Source organism: Candidatus Thiodiazotropha endoloripes, assembly GCF_001708965.1.
In the GTDB taxonomy this organism is placed as follows: domain Bacteria; phylum Pseudomonadota; class Gammaproteobacteria; order Chromatiales; family Chromatiaceae; genus Thiodiazotropha; species Thiodiazotropha endoloripes.
In genome coordinates, this window is record NZ_LVJW01000003.1 from 1,737,415 (window position 1) to 1,752,710 (window position 15,296).

17 protein-coding genes are annotated in these 15,296 nt (G+C 47.9%); 3 read left to right on the plus strand and 14 right to left on the minus strand.

Annotated elements, in window-relative coordinates:
• Positions 1–3 precede the first annotated feature (3 nt).
• From A3193_RS07755 to nifE, 4 genes are read right to left on the minus strand one after another with little or no spacing between them, the layout of a single operon-like run.
• Complete coding sequence (locus A3193_RS07755; RefSeq protein WP_069005813.1) at positions 4–489, minus strand: SoxR reducing system RseC family protein; 486 nt, start codon at positions 487–489, stop codon at positions 4–6.
• A 3-nt stretch (positions 490–492) separates the two neighbouring features.
• Positions 493–924 carry a NifB/NifX family molybdenum-iron cluster-binding protein gene (locus tag A3193_RS07760; RefSeq protein ID WP_141694617.1) on the minus strand — a complete coding sequence of 144 codons (432 nt, stop codon included), beginning with the start codon at positions 922–924 and terminating at the stop codon, positions 493–495.
• Between the two features lie 10 nt (positions 925–934).
• Positions 935–2,356, minus strand: a complete 1,422-nt coding sequence (gene nifN / locus A3193_RS07765; protein WP_069014456.1) for a nitrogenase iron-molybdenum cofactor biosynthesis protein NifN — start codon at positions 2,354–2,356, stop codon at positions 935–937.
• Positions 2,353–3,774, minus strand: a complete 1,422-nt coding sequence (gene nifE, locus A3193_RS07770) for a nitrogenase iron-molybdenum cofactor biosynthesis protein NifE (RefSeq protein WP_069005816.1) — start codon at positions 3,772–3,774, stop codon at positions 2,353–2,355. The genes nifN and nifE overlap by 4 nt, the downstream gene beginning before the upstream one ends.
• 258 nt (positions 3,775–4,032) lie before the next feature.
• Between nifE and A3193_RS07775 the strand changes: the two genes are divergently transcribed.
• Entirely contained in the window at positions 4,033–4,863 is an 831-nt protein-coding gene (locus A3193_RS07775; protein WP_069014457.1) for an MBL fold metallo-hydrolase, read from the plus strand.
• Between the two features lie 85 nt (positions 4,864–4,948).
• Complete coding sequence (locus tag A3193_RS07780) at positions 4,949–5,848, plus strand: alpha/beta fold hydrolase (RefSeq protein ID WP_069014458.1); 900 nt, start codon at positions 4,949–4,951, stop codon at positions 5,846–5,848.
• A gap of 15 nt (positions 5,849–5,863) precedes the next feature.
• On the opposite strand, the gene A3193_RS07785 is transcribed toward A3193_RS07780, so the two are convergent.
• A complete protein-coding gene (locus tag A3193_RS07785) occupies positions 5,864–6,571 on the minus strand; it encodes a ceramidase domain-containing protein (protein ID WP_069014459.1) in 708 nt (235 codons plus the stop codon).
• A gap of 206 nt (positions 6,572–6,777) precedes the next feature.
• Between A3193_RS07785 and A3193_RS07790 the strand changes: the two genes are divergently transcribed.
• A complete protein-coding gene (locus A3193_RS07790) occupies positions 6,778–7,578 on the plus strand; it encodes an FRG domain-containing protein (RefSeq protein ID WP_069005820.1) in 801 nt (266 codons plus the stop codon).
• Between the two features lie 117 nt (positions 7,579–7,695).
• Here A3193_RS07790 and A3193_RS07795 read toward each other — a convergent pair whose 3' ends face one another.
• The 9 genes from A3193_RS07795 to nifD form a co-directional block, all read right to left on the minus strand.
• Positions 7,696–8,643 (minus strand): hypothetical protein, encoded by a 948-nt coding sequence (locus tag A3193_RS07795; protein WP_069014460.1) that lies wholly within the window; start codon positions 8,641–8,643, stop codon positions 7,696–7,698.
• Positions 8,640–9,641 carry a glycosyl transferase family protein gene (locus A3193_RS07800; protein ID WP_069014461.1) on the minus strand — a complete coding sequence of 334 codons (1,002 nt, stop codon included), beginning with the start codon at positions 9,639–9,641 and terminating at the stop codon, positions 8,640–8,642. Before A3193_RS07800 ends, A3193_RS07795 begins: the two co-directional genes overlap by 4 nt.
• Positions 9,642–10,382, minus strand: a complete 741-nt coding sequence (locus A3193_RS07805; protein WP_071932434.1) for a 4Fe4S-binding leucine-rich repeat protein — start codon at positions 10,380–10,382, stop codon at positions 9,642–9,644. It abuts the gene before it with no gap.
• 11 nt (positions 10,383–10,393) lie between these two features.
• Positions 10,394–10,660, minus strand: a complete 267-nt coding sequence (locus A3193_RS07810) for a DUF6129 family protein (protein WP_069005823.1) — start codon at positions 10,658–10,660, stop codon at positions 10,394–10,396.
• On the minus strand, positions 10,657–11,361 hold the full coding sequence (locus A3193_RS07815) for a dinitrogenase iron-molybdenum cofactor biosynthesis protein (RefSeq protein ID WP_069014462.1): 705 nt from the start codon (positions 11,359–11,361) through the stop codon (positions 10,657–10,659). The genes A3193_RS07810 and A3193_RS07815 overlap by 4 nt, the downstream gene beginning before the upstream one ends.
• Positions 11,362–11,517: 156 nt before the next feature.
• Complete coding sequence (locus tag A3193_RS07820; protein ID WP_069005825.1) at positions 11,518–11,712, minus strand: 4Fe-4S binding protein; 195 nt, start codon at positions 11,710–11,712, stop codon at positions 11,518–11,520.
• Between the two features lie 20 nt (positions 11,713–11,732).
• On the minus strand, positions 11,733–11,948 hold the full coding sequence (gene nifT, locus A3193_RS07825; protein WP_068994850.1) for a putative nitrogen fixation protein NifT: 216 nt from the start codon (positions 11,946–11,948) through the stop codon (positions 11,733–11,735).
• A gap of 125 nt (positions 11,949–12,073) precedes the next feature.
• Positions 12,074–13,645, minus strand: coding sequence for a nitrogenase molybdenum-iron protein subunit beta (gene nifK / locus A3193_RS07830; protein ID WP_069005826.1), 1,572 nt, complete (start codon positions 13,643–13,645; stop codon positions 12,074–12,076).
• Positions 13,646–13,756: 111 nt separating this feature from the next.
• Complete coding sequence (gene nifD, locus A3193_RS07835) at positions 13,757–15,238, minus strand: nitrogenase molybdenum-iron protein alpha chain (protein WP_068994848.1); 1,482 nt, start codon at positions 15,236–15,238, stop codon at positions 13,757–13,759.
• Positions 15,239–15,296: the final 58 nt, after the last annotated feature.

A 15,296-nucleotide genomic window follows, 5' to 3' on the forward strand; every position in this document is an offset into this window, starting at 1 on the left:
AGTTTAACTCCTCATATGTTTCGGAAATACGACATGCTTGTAACCGTTTCCCACAACTTTAAGCAGTTGTGGCCCATAGCCTGGTGTTGAAATGTCCCTATTTGTGTACCAGCGAACCAGCAACAGACCAATCGACAAACCGGCCAGCGCCAAAAGGCTCTGCATGCCGTCGTTGATTCCTAATGCGCTGCCCATCAGGGTTATGGCCAGCATCAATATGAGAGGTAACAGATAGGCCAACACAGACGCTTTTGCGATTAATCTGCCCGGAACCCCAATCACAACCTGGTCACCAGGCTTGGCTTCTAGATCGTTATCGATTAACAATTTGTTCTTCTGTACACCAAACAGCTTGGCGACCACAGAAGTGGTACAGTTTGAACTGGCACACTGGGAGCAACCGCTTCTCGATTCGGTCTCTATCCAAATCTTATCGCCGACGACGCCGATAACCCTGGCCGACTCTTCAAGCATCTCCTGGTCTGTCATCGTCTACTCCTCCCAGCCTTCCTGTTCCATTTCATCAAATCTTGAGGGGTCGGCGGGAATGGTGTTGTTTATCGCTCTGGCCAGCCAACTGCCAGGTCCCTCCCTGAGCTCCTGCTGGAGTGACTCGAGCAGAGAGGTTATAGAGGCACCAGGTGATATTTTCACCGGCTGAATACCTTTCAGTTTCAGTTGGTTGATTGCTGAGGCACCCACAGCCTGGCTATACACAGCAATACAACCCTTCAGTGCATCGATCTTGGCAACCAGCTTATCTTCGTTGCCATCCATATCGAGCTTGCCGAACTCAACCGCTTCGACGAAACAGACCTTCTGTTGGTCAAGGGCATAGATTGCGAAACTCTGGGCGGCACCAAAATGTTGGTCCACCCGCTTCATATCACTGGTGGCAAACGCGACTTTCAGGGCTGTCTCCATCCATTTATCCTCAGTGGTGCAGCCCACGAGTTGTAGCCGTCGAGTTATGCTCATCTGTCACCTCCCGAAAGTCTGTCTTTTGTGCATAGATGGAACGGTAGGGAGAGATCTCACCTTTCTCCAAAGTGAGCATGAGATTGGCTAGATCAAACAAGGTCTGTCGACTGCCCCGGTAACCGATCCAGGTTTTCTGATAACCACCCAGGAAGTCATATTGGGGAAAGCCGGCACGCAGCAATGGAATACCCAGGCGCTCAGCACTCTCAGTGCCATGAGAATTGGTAATCAGGATTTCCGCACCACCCGCTTTTGCCATCTTCTCCAGATCTTCCAGATCACCGATCTTCACTGTCTCGGAAGCGACCTGTTGCAGAGCTGGGGAATTTATCGGTGCAACAGCTGCCACGGTTTCAGCACCTACCCCAGCCAGCATTTGACTCAATGCAACCAGGTGATCAGGATCCGCTGCCAGAGCAAAGCGAGCCATACCCAGCATGAAATGGCTGTCGAGCATAGCGTCCTGCAACTGAGCCCGCTGACGCTCCAGTTTTGCAGGAACCGGCTCTTCAGAGATTCGATGCAAACGGTTAATAAAACTATCCATCGCCTGTAGGCCCATCAGGTGATCAAACCGGTAGTCTGGCACTCCGGTCAGCTGCTTTAGAGTATCGGCTGCTTTTTCCAAGGAACTGCCAATCACCAGAGTGGCTTTGGCATCTCCAAGGGTTAACATCTCAGACACCTCTGTACCTCCGATGGTTAGTGGGGAAAACTCATCCTCACCCAAATGACCATCCAGCGAATCTGACAGATCAGGAATCACCACGGGGCGTAAGCCAAATGATTCGATGATATCTTTCAGCTCCTCCAGGTCTCCCGGAGTCAGTGATGCACCGACCAGAACATTGACTTGTCTATGACGCTGGCCTGGTGTGGTATTGGCTTCTTTCGCTGCAGGTACAGTGGTTTTGATAATCGCTTCCACCGCTTTGGCAAAACCACTCTCCAGGCAACCGGTATAATCTGGAGTGGCAACCGGCACCACCGGTATGGTATCGAACTGGGGGTACTTGTCTCGAAACATCTTCAGTGCCATGCGGACATCGCTGCCCTGAGTCTCGGACAATCCGGTGGTGGGTACCCCGAGCAGCATTGGCTGATTCTTTTCCGCAATTGTCTTTAACCCTTCAACCACACTCTCTTCAGAACCCATGACCGTCGTCACCTGGTCCATGGCCGTGGTCTGCAGCGGAATGGGTTCACGGAAGTGCCTTACAAAAAACACCTTGCCAAAAGCAGTACAACCTTGAGAGCCATGTAACATGGGTATGGCACGACGAAATCCAAGAAAAGCCAAAGCGGCGCCGATGGTCTGACTGGCTTTCAGAGGACTTACAGAGAGCGCCTTGTTACGTTTGATGATCTCAGTCATGCCACTACCTCCTGGTCTGATGTGGATTCAGCTGTGGAGGCTCCCACCGCCCAGGGTGCAGGTGTACGGACCTGAGGCCAGACAGGACTCTCGATGGTCAGCACCAGCTGACGTGCCAGCTCCACCATGCCCTGATAACCGGCATAGCCAAACTCGCGTTCCTGATTGATATCAAGAAAGGGGATACGTGCCTTGAGCGCGGTATACATATTGCGGCCACCCGCAATCAACACATCCACATTTTTTTCATGAACAATGTTGATCAAGGCCCTTGGATTACCCTCTTCCAGCATGACGGCATCCTGCCCCATCAACTCTTTGATTCTGGCTTTATCCTCTTCAGTGGATTTTTTGGTACCAGTTGCCACCACTTCCATGCCTAAATCCTGCAAGGCTGCGATCACAGACCAGGATTTAACTCCTCCGGTATAGAGCAGCACCTTACGCCCGCGCAATTTCTCCCGCCAAGGCTCGAGCAATTGATCAATTCTCGTCTCTTCACGGCTGATCAGTGCCTCAGTTCTTTGGCTTAAATCCTCATCGTCAATCACCCGGGCAAAATCGCGCAATGCCTGAGAAACATCTCTAACACCGTAAAAGCTGCCTTCGAACCAGGGTGTACCAAAAGCTTCCTGAAGCTTACGTGCGACGTTGATCATCGCCTTTGAGCAGACCATCATATTGACAGTTGAGCGATGCATCGTCTGAACTTCGCGAAATCGCGCATCACCCGACAGGGTACAGAGCACCCGCAAACCCAACTCATCCAGCAGTGGTAAAACATGCCAGAGTTCACCAGCAATGTTATATTCGCCGATCAATGAGATATCATGGACCTTGATGCCTTCCCTGACAGCCTCTTCAGGCAGTGAATCCGGCTCTCTGCTCCCACACACATGTTTGACCATGGATTCGCCTGCAATGCGATTACCCAGGTTTTTGGTGCCGTAAAAGCCTGCGGCATCAACTGGAACGACAGGCGTACCCCATCGCTCTTCAGCGGCTCTGCAAACAGCCTCAACATCATCACCAACCAGTGCAGGTACACAGGTGTTGTAGACAAAAACAGCCGCTGGCTGGTAATTGTCAACAGCCTGTTTGATGGCATGAAACAGACGCTTTTCACCTCGCCCCATGATCACATCCTGCTCGGTGAGATCGGTGGTCATGCCGATACGAAATAGCCTGGAACCGCTCGACCTGGTACCCCGGTTATCCCAGGAGCTACCGGCACAAGCAATTGAACCATGAACGATATGGGCCACATCCGCGATCGGTAACAGTGCAATCTGAGCACCATCAAAGGCGCATCCACCAGCGGTAGCCCCAGGTTTCGGCTTTGCACATCCCGACTTTGATTTCTTGTTGTGCGCGCAGGCCGGTTCGTCGAGTAGAGCGGCAATATCTTTCTGTTTCATGTGATGGCCAGGACTCCATTAGGATTGATACGTAGTTATATGCAATCCACATGCCACTGCATATCTTGTTGTTTTTGCTACACTTGTTAATCAATTAGCTTTGTAGCGAACCCGACAATTTGTTCTGTTTGTAGGTAAGCGTAATCGATCAGAAATGCGACCAGAGCGTAATAGAAAAGCCTTACTGTAGATCGTAGTGTCAATTTTCGGTAAGAAAAAAACGTTATAGTTGCGGCAAAGTTTGTTATCTCAAAATCAATGAACCCTGCAGACGAACAATTTCCTGACCTTTCTGCTCTGTCACTGAGGTTTCTTGGCGTGGGGAATGCGCAGGCTACAGAATTGGGAGCTTCTGCTGCGGTATTGGAGAACCATGCTAAACCAATCCTTTTGATTGATTGTGGACCGGACACACTCAGCCGCTTCCGACAAAGATATGGTGACATAGAGCCTTCCGCCCTGTTTATTACACATGCCCATTTCGATCATATTGGTGGACTGGAGGGCTGGTTCTATCGGTTGATGACAAACAACATTGATCGAAAACTAAAACTATACATACCTGTAAAACTCTTGCCGGTTCTTCAACGCAGAATAGCTGACTACCCCAATTTCATGGCTGAGGGGGGGTGCAACTTCTGGGAAGCTTTTCAATTAATCCCAGTATCTGAACGGTTTTGGCTCAATGACCTGTTGTTTGACCTTTTTCCGGTTAGACACCATGAATATGACACAGCATTCGGTCTTGCCCTAAAAGGTCATTTCCTGTTTACCGGTGATACGCTCCCAATACCGGAAGTATTGATCCGATTCGCCAGTCATGGTGAACTGATCTTCCATGACTGCACGGTAGATGAAAGTCCCTCACACACGTCTCTGAGTGAGATTAAGCGTACCTATCGACCTGAGCAGTGGCGTAGAATGATCTTCTATCACTATGCCTCTCTATCTGACCGAAAATTGATTGAAACAACAGGCCTGCAAGTCGCAAAACCTGATCAATCGTATCCGTTATCACCAGCCAGAAAGCCCTACTCCCACTTGCAAATAAGCTGCATTCCTTCAGAACAGCATGATAAATCAGAGTAAAATTGAATAATATAGCTTTACACGCTATTAAATAGATATGTCAGTCTTCAACTGGTAAGCCAATCCTCTTGAAAAGAGCAATCTAATGGATAACTTGCAGAAGAGAAGTACGGCTAATACCCATGTTGTCACACTACCTGACGGCAGACGTCTCGCGTATGCAGAGTACGGAGACCCCACAGGAATCCCGACACTCTATTTTCATGGATTTCCAGGCTCACGGCTGGAGGCACAACTATTCGATCTTCCTGCACGAAAGCAAAAATTGAGGGTAATCGCTCCGGATCGAAACGGTATTGGACTTTCAGATCCGAAACCGGATCGTTGCCTATTGGATTGGTCTCGTGATGTCAGCGATCTTCTCGATAGCCTGGATATTGAAAAGGTTCATTTAGTTGCTGTGTCCGGTGGTGGACCCTATGCTCTTGCCTGTGCAAGCCAATATGCTAAACGAATTCATGATCTAACCCTGGTTTGTCCATTGGGACCACTTGATCAAGTGGAATTAATGAAGAGTCTTCGCTGGCCCGGTAGATACAGTTTCAAATCAGTTCGTACAACACCATTGTTAATGCAGATAACCTATGGGTTATTCATCATTCCCGTGGCACAGCGATGGCCACAAATTATCTATCAGATGATGGTAGCTATGGCTCCACCAGCAGATACCAGGGTATTGAACCGTCATCAAGTACGTAAAATCATGTGTGGTTCAATCAGTGAAGCCGCCCGTCAGGGACGCAGTGCAATCTTGTATGAAATGTTTCTATATGCCAAATCCTGGGGATTCGATATCTCAAAGATCAAGATGCCTGTACATCTCTGGCATGGAACAGCGGATGAAACAGTACCGATGATCCATGGAAACACCATCGCCAATTCGCTAGAAAACTGTAAGCCACACTATATTCGAGGCGAAGGACACTTCTCCCTACCGATTAACTGTGTAGACCGGATACTGAGTGAGTCACTATCAAGTGGTTAGTAGTTTGATACGTAGTTACTCTGCATTAGTCTCAATCATCTTTTCTCTTTCGTCAGGCCCAAACTCATACATACTCCCGGCAATCAAAACACTCATCACGAAATATAATGCCAAACCGTTCATCAAGTGCCACAGAAAGTGAGTGCCCCATGGCCAGAAATCACAAACCATTTGATCTATTGTTCGAAAAGACAAAGACAGGGTAAAAGCTACTGCAGCATAAACCAGGCGGTTTACATGTTTTAGATCGATGATCTTGCATGAAATAACAAGAAGCCAGACACCAATCCATGCAGGCAAATAAAAAACAGACCCATTTAATAGATCTGAAGGTAGACGATTAAGCAAATAAAATGTAAAGCCTAGGAACAATATAGTCCAGAACACAATCCAACTTGTATCCAAACGAAGAATTCGCAATAGAAAACTGATTAAAAATAGCGTTATGAACAGACCAATTGGAATAACATCCGCCAATTCTGCCCAAGGTGTTGCAAAGGTGTGCCATAAAAAACTTCCGATACCAATGCCTGCAATAAGAATAGAGAGTAACCAGATATCCCAGACTTTGGGAAATGGTTCTTCAAATCTCTGTAGTTTTCTAATTAAAATAAATGCTGCGATTAAAAATATCAGATTGGTTGTCGCATTTATCGGTTCAGCCCAGAAGAGATCACTGGCTCGCTCACAGTAGTGTGTGACTGCAACACGGGAATGGCTCATACGATTCACTTACCTGTGCAATCTAAAGTTGTAATAGATGAGCACTCATTCTATAACAAAATCAAACGGAAACTGCAGATCATATACAGACTTAATACTTGAAAAATAGTTTCAACTACCTGTCAAATATTCAAATCATAATAGGCAGTGTTATCCATTATAGTTACAAATGAGTGAAATAATTATGACATTCAGAGGTACTGACTATGCCTACCATCATTGAGGAGACTGCGTCGAGTTGGGGAGACCTTCAAGCACTGCTATTTGACAGTTCCTGGAATCAGAACCTGGGTCGGTTTCGCTCTCCCGATGCCTATCGGGGGTTATCTGACAGCAGCTATTCACTTGATACCACATTAATGCGACTTGGCGGTCCCTATCATCAACTGGAACGCCATTTGCTGCGTAATTTCATAAAGTATGCACATCGGGATATGGTGGCACGAGACTCTTTTTGGCATTGGTTATCGATGGCCCAACACCATGGATTGCCTACCCGGCTGCTCGACTGGACTCACTCTCCTTTAGTCGCAATGCATTTTGCGACAGCAAATACTGAAAAGTTTGATCGTGACGGAGTAATTTGGTCCATTAATTATGAACAGTGCCACACACTACTACCAGAACCGATGAAACAATCGCTTGATTCTGAAGGTGCCAATACATTCACCTGCGAACTTTTGGTGCAGGCAGTGCCATCCCTGGAGCAACTAGACAGAATGTCAAACGACCCTTTTCTGCTATTTTTTGAGCCACCTTCAATGGATGACCGTATCGTCAATCAATTTGCACTGTTTTCAGTAGTCTCAAATGCCTCGATTGGGCTGAATAGCTGGATTGAGGGGCATGGTTCACTATGTCGCAAAATTGTTATACCCGCATCACTCAAGTGGGAAGTTAGAGATAAGCTGGACCAGTGTAATGTGACTGAACGTGTGCTTTTCCCTGGCCTGGATGGATTAACTCGATGGCTATATAGGCACTACAGTCCAAAGCAACGGGACTGAATAGCAGAGCTTGTGCTAGGGCCCTAATTCAGACAGATATCGGAATTCATCTGCATAGCTTATCTATTTACACCAATTTAATGGTATGACGAATACTCTTGACAAGTACTATTATGATTAGACCCCATATGGCTTTGCTTCCCACGCTCGGAGCACTTTCAGGTCTCGTGGAGGCAGATAATCAAAGGCTCCCATTTGATCCATCAAAACGGCTTCAGCAAGATTGTAGTTATCTGATTTGCTACTGAGCAGGTTAAAAAACCAGGCAAACGGGTAGCCAACCTGACGATCATATCCATGGATGGCATTGGCCAGTTCAGAACCATGGGGAGTATCACCAAGACTCGTCACCTTCAGCTCTCCTGAGAAGGTGCTGTTGGGTTTGGCACTGAGTTGATGTTCACCGTCGCTATCCTGATACTCCCTGAGGGCCAATATCCAGTGATCGCAGAACTGACTCTGCACACCAGCACTGCTCTCATGCCAATCACGGAAAAATCGCGCAAGCGACTGCATCGACCGGTTTTTCCCGGAGGATTCCTTTAACAAGCTCTCAATGGGTGTTATCCGTCGAAACTGCAGATATGCAGAACCTATGGGTTCTGGCTCCAGGCGTGGATAGTCGAGAGGATCGAGAAACTCTTCAAGACTTTCCGGAAACCAATCTCTCTCGATCAAAGGTCTATCGAGTACTTCCTGAAGTTCTTCTATTTCAAGTTGAACGAACTGCTCAGGTCCATCTCCACAGGGGGCGGTAAAATAGTGGGTCTTACCTGCCAGGCGTGTCGCAAAGTAGCCGCAATCGATATATTCGGCAACCAGGTTGTCTACATCTCCTGCAGAACTCTCTTCTGCCCATTGGGCAATATTCTGGCTGATCGGCCTATAATCTGCATCAACAACACCGCCAAGGCGATACCAATTACCCCGAGTGACAACATGGGTAAATTGAAGTTCCGGCATCAACTGATTGATCGCTTCAGTCAAATGTTCAAATCCGTCACTGAAATCAAAAGAGAGGCATAGCGATGCGATGGTTTCAGGTTTTGCAATCGGGACATTCATGATGCAGCCTCAAACACCGCATCAGCTTGGTGTCTAGTCTGCCACCAGGATTCTGCCATCCGATGGGCCTCAACCGGTTCCGCTGCGAGCCCCAGAGCACGTATGACCAAAGCCAGTGTTCCAGTAACAGCCAAACTACCGTACTGATCTTCAATTTCTCCGTCCCAGACTGATCTGTAGTGGTTTAAATTGAGACGCTGTTGTTTGGTCTGTAACCCTGGTTTACTCAAATTTGGCCAGCTTTCCAACCAAGTTTCACCATTGGACAGACCATTCAATTCTGCTGCTCGGTCAGGAATACGTTCAAACTCACCACCCTCCCCTTTACAGATCAGAGCACGCTTTAGCTCAAGAATTTGGGCCGCCTGCTGATGTATGGCTGCAAAATTAGGGTGAAAAACACCCATTAGACTGAGTGGCGCTGAGAGTGGATTCAACATTCTAACCACAGTGTGTAGTGGAGGACGTAGACCAAACAGTTCACGTGTGGCGATCAATTGTGAGGCAAGTGGGGATAATTTACTGATCGGTATGTAGGCAAATCCGTTTTCAGAAAGCTGCTGTTCTGCATCCCGAATCGAGTTCGCAGCGCTCATATCAAGCGCATCCAGCGCTTCTGGAACATACACCCGGTCATCACTGCGGCTCATTCCATGCATCAACACCGGATAACCGCGACGCGCTAATATCAGTGCCGCCAATAAAAACCAGGGCAATTGGCGCTTTTTACCGGCATAAGCTGCCCAATCGATTGCAGGTGTTTGTGCCTGTTGATTTATCGGCAAGCTCTCTTTTAAGGCCTGAACAAAACCTGCCACCTCTTCAGCCGTCTCCTCTTTGACACGCATCAGCATCATAAACGCGCCAATCTGCTCGGGTTCGACATCGTAACAGGTGATCATATTCATGGCCTCGTAGGCCTCTGACCTGGTGAGAGGACGCATGCCGTTTTTACCCTTTCCCAGTATCTGAATATATTTTGCAAACGGATGCATCATCTATTCCTGTTGGTTTGTAATTCGTGTTTTTGCTACAAGCCTTACATCTTCGTCTTCATCTTCAAGCATCTGCGGCAACAGTTCGTAAGGTGCTCGTTGGCAAGCGATCAAACGCACCCGCCAGTCTGGATCGGTCAGTAGCGGTGAAACAGCTTCTACGTCAATACGTTCGGCGACAACCAAACGTACTTCCGCTGCCGTATCATTGATCATCAAACCGATACTCTCCAGTGGCAGACGCATAGCCACAGTTTTGCGTACTTCCCTGTCACTATCGAGGATCATCCGAAACAATCTGCCGGGAATCAGACGTTTGGCGACTGTATGCCGAACCATGTAGTCCTCATCCAAGACCATCTTTTCCAGAAGTTCCAATGGCAGTCTGTCAGCAACTGTTATCCTAACCTCTCGATCAGGATCACTGATCAACGGTTCCAAGCGATCGATGGGGATTCTGTAGGCTAGAACTCTGCGCACCACTTCATCTGGGTCATCGAGCATTTGCAGAAGGCGCTGTTGGGATAAGTAACGGGCAGCTATAGCCCTCCTTTCCCAAAACTCATCCCCCGCATAGACTTCAGCCAGGTCTGGATTGAGCTGAAAAAAGCGGGCAATCTGTCTACCACTCATTGCACGCACGCAGATATCACCGGGATTACAACGACCTGACTTCAATCTGTCTTCTTTATGCGGACAGCTACTACAATCAGCTGTAGGAACATCAACCTTGTTCTGTGTCATTAACTCTGTTATCACGCGGCTTCTATCTCTGCGACCACAATGCCTGTTGCAATCTCCATATCCTGTGTAAAACAGAGACAATGGTTTCTGCTGTCAATCAGATAGAGATTGAATGTTTCAGCTTCATGCAGTGGTAATGCAGCAATCACATCATCATCCATACAATAGGTAAAATGGATATCAGGAAACTTCTGTCTGAGTTCATTGACTGAAGATTCATCGATCATTTGCTGCTTTAGTAGTCCACCAATGTCATTGATTTGAGCTTGACTGATCATGCATCGATCTCCTGCTCAAATCTGATTCGTTGTTCCGCATCCTGGCCCATGACTTTGGCCAGCCAGGGGGACGCATCATCACCGATCACTGATTGCAGGGAGACTATCTCATCACTGATCGTACCGGCTTGAGGTTTTTTTATCGGATGAATACTGGCTCTTACAACCTTTGCCGCTGCAGGCCCACCTATGGAACCAACAAACAGCAACTGGCAATCGTCAATCAAGCTGACACGATAGGCATTTTTATCATCTACATCAGGATTGTTTTCAACCGTTCTGATATCGACCAATCTACTGCTCTCAGCTGAAATCTGATAAATCATAAAGCGACGGCAGGATCCGAAATGCCCATCCAGCATCTCGCCTTTGTTGGAGGCAAATGCAACCCTGATACTATTGGGCATATCCCCTTCCTGGTAACCCTCGATCTCTGGAAGCGGTTCACTCGCAAGATCATGCTCCCCCTTCAAGTAGGAGAGTGCTTCTTTGATTACTTCCGTATCACAATCGGAAAACTCCCCATCAGCTGCTGATTTCAGATCCTTAACTTTCAGCGAGGATAGCTTTTTGCCTGTTGGCGGAAGCCCAATAACATCGTCGAGAACACGGAGTAGACGGGCTGGTTCGGTATCTGGTAACGCTTTGGCTGCCAAACCGATTCGTAGTGCAATTTCCTCAGAAATCGGGGAAGCGCTCATAGTTCACTCCTAAATATCTCATAGATGATAGATGTACCGACTCATGGTTATAGACCTAATTTTGCCGCTAATAGACGTAATTCAGAACCATATTGTAATTTCAATTCATGGGCATCATGAGTTACGCATATTAGCGGCGATGAAACTTATACAAAGTTACACTGGAATGATGCAGTCATCTTCCATGCAGACATCGAGGCATTGCGGAACATCATGATCCCCATCACACTCAGTACAGGTTTCTTCTTCTATCTTATACACACCTTTGAAAGGCACAATCGATTGGGTAGGACAAACCGGTTCACAATCACCACAGGCGGTACAGATATCTCGAACAATTTGAAAAGCCATGATAATTCTCCTGATTACAGCTATTCGGCGCGTTTGAATCGAAGGGTTGTAGGGAACGATGGCGGAGGACTGATTGGATCGATATAGTATCTAGTACCGTCCGTAAGTTCGACCTCTCCACCCCACTCGGTATCACTATCCTTTTCAACCTTTGCGATCTCGTCTTCCTGGTCCTTTTTCGCTATGTAGAATAGTAGAGCGCCATTGTCTTTCACACGTATCATTACATTTGGCACGATGGTTACCTCACTTCATTCGTTGATCCGAGTATTTGAATATCGGTTCAGAGCCAGGCGGCGGGTTAAAAACCCGCCGTTTAAGCTCAGAAGGCAACACTCAATACTCGTGCTACCATGGGGTATTAACGTACCAGATCGTAGTTGTAGTCAGTGGTACCCATACCGCGAGTCTCTTCGTCGAGACGCTCAAGTACAGCGTTAACCAAAGTCTTCAACATGTACATGGCACCCTCATAACCCAGGGTGGTGTCACGATGCATGTGGTGACGATCGAAGATCGGAAAGCCGATACGGATCAGCGGTACTTCGTGCTCTTTACCTTTGTGCAGAGTATCGCGCTGAATGAACTTGCCATATGAGTTTCCAATCATGAAGTCAGGCTTGTTGGTGAACATCAATGAACGGAAATGCCACAAATCCTTACTGATATGAACTTCACTGTTCTGACCATATGGAGAATCTGCAAGGATCTTCTCCATAGCTTTTTTCCAGCGCTTGTTGGCATGGTTACACAAGACCTGTGTCGGCTCGGCACCCAGCTCCAGAAGGAACTTGGTCATACCCATGACGAAGTCAGCATCACCATACAGACCGAACTTCTTGCCGTGCAACCAGGCGTGGCTGTCGGTCATCATATCAACCAGAATACCGCGCTCACGGGTCAGGGACTCAGAGATCGGCTTACCAGTCAGCTCGGAGACTTTCATCAGGAAAGCATCCGTGGCTTCCAGCCCCATAGGAATGGTGATATCAGATGCCGGCTGTTTCCAGGTGTTTTTGGTAAACTTACGACTCTTCACCGACTGCCAAGGCTGCAGATAGAGGGTATCAATCGCATTCGGAGCATCCTTGATCTCGTCAATTGAAGTACCACCGTCATACATCCGGTACTCACCGTCTGCTGGGGTATCCAGTACTTCAGTGGGATCACACAGCAGGCTATAGTCCACATCCATCTCTTCTAACATCCGCTTCATGACACGGTAGTTACCGAGATAGGTCTCGAAACCCGGAACGATGTTGATTTTACCGTTGCTACCTACCTCTTTGTCTTCCATGTAGTTGAGGGTGAAGTAACGCTGGATACCTTCGAACATGTTGTCCCAACCGGTGGTGTGGGAGCCGACAAAGCTCGGGGTATGGGCAAATGGTGTAGGGAACTCCTGTTCGATATGACCTTCCTTCTTGGCATTACCGATGAAGGCGTTCAGATCATCACCGATAACCTCAGCCATACAAGTTGTGGAGACAGCAATCATCTCCGGTTTGTAGAGGGCTTTGGCGTTTTCCAGGCCGGCGAACATATTCTTCTGTCCACCGAATACCGCCGCATCTTCAGTCATTGAGTCAGATACACAGGCTACTGGCTCTTTGAAGTGACGATTGAAGTAGGTACGGAAGTATGCAACACAACCCTGTGAACCGTGCACATAGGGCAGGGTCTTTTCAAAACCGAGGGCACACAGCACTGCACCCAAAGGCTGACACGCTTTTGCCGGATTTACAGTCAGGGCTTCACGGTTAAAGTTCAGCTCTTTGTACTCTTCGGTGGTTGTCCACTGGAAGACCTGCTGAATTTTTTCAGTAGGATGCTTCTCTTCGAAGGACTCCTGCTTGTTTTTCAGAGTCTCGATGTATTCATCAGTACGAAACAACGGATAACTGGGTTTAATGTCATCGACTACTTGGCTCATGATAGTTCTCCTACCGCGCCACTAATCTGTGGACAGGCGGTTGGTTAAGTTTGAATCTGGTCATTTGCACCCGATAGTTGCTTTCATCAAACAACTATCGGGCGTCTTCCTTTAAGCGCCAGCCGCAGCGGCCTCGGCCTCTTCCTCACCCTTCAACCAGGGTGCCTGGATTTTGTTCCAGCAGGGATTGTTCAGAGTCATATCCATATCACGGGCAAAGATGGCGAAGCCGTCGTAACCATGATAGGGACCGGAATAATCCCAGGAGTGCATCTGACGGAATGGAATACCCATTTTCTGGAAGATGTACTTCTCTTTGATGCCAGAACCGATCAGGTCTGGCTTGACCTTTTTAACGAACTCTTCGAACTCGTAACCGGTAACATCGTCATAGATCAGTGTGGCATTGCCCATTTCCTTGATGGTACGGTCGTAGTCGTCGTTATGAGCAAACTCATAACCGGTACCAACCACTTCCATGCCCAGATCTTCATAAGCACCGATGATGTGACGTGGGCGCAAACCGCCAACGTAAAGCATCACACGCTTGCCTTCGAGACGGGGACGGTACTTGGCAATAACAGCTTCGTACTCAACCTTGTATTTTGCGATAACCTTCTCGGCATTGGCCTGGATGGTCTCATCGAAAAAGGCAGCAATTTTACGCAGGGCCTCTTCAATCTTGGTAGGACCGAAGAAGTTATACTCCATCCAGGGAATACCATACTTCTCTTCCATGTGACGGGAGATATAGTTCATTGAACGGTAGCAGTGTAGCAGGTTCAATTTGGCTTTTGGTGTGTTTTCCATTTCAGCCAGGGTGCCGTCACCGGACCACTGGGCGATAACACGCAGACCCATCTCTTCCAGCAAGGTACGGGAAGACCAGGCATCACCACCGATATTGTAGTCACCGATGATGGTGACATCATAGTCGGTGGCTTCAAAGCTGTTGTCACCATCACGATTATGCAGTACCCAATCACGAACAGCATCGTTAGCGATATGATGGCCAAGAGACTGGGATACACCACGAAAACCTTCGCAGCGAACCGGTACAACCGGCTTTTCTATCTCAGCTGAAGTCTTCTTTGAAACCGCTTCGATATCGTCACCGATCAGACCGATTGGGCACTCTGACTGTACAGTAATACCTTTATTCAGCGGGAACAGCTGCTCAATCTCAGTCATGATCTTAGAGAGCTTCTTGTCACCACCAAAAACGATATCCTTCTCCTGGAAATCTGAGGTGAAGTTCATGGTGCCGAAGGTGTTGATACCGGTCGTACCCACATAGTAGTTACGACGACCGGCACGGGAGTACTGGCCACAACCTACCGGACCGTGGGAGATATGAATCATATCCTTGATTGGGCCCCACACCACACCTTTCGAACCGGCGTAAGCACAACCACGGATGGTCATCACACCAGGCAGGGATTTACGGTTGGATGTAATGCACTTTTTAGACTGTTCAACCTCTTGGTCATTGACCGTGAGATGTTTGGCACGATCCTTCTTGGCATTTTCAGGATAGACTTCGAGCACCTCCTGGATGAGGGCTTCAGTCTCTTCGCGTGTCATATCTGACATAATATTCTCCTTCACCTGCCACCACTAATCTGTGGATGCACAGGCTGTGAAAAAAATG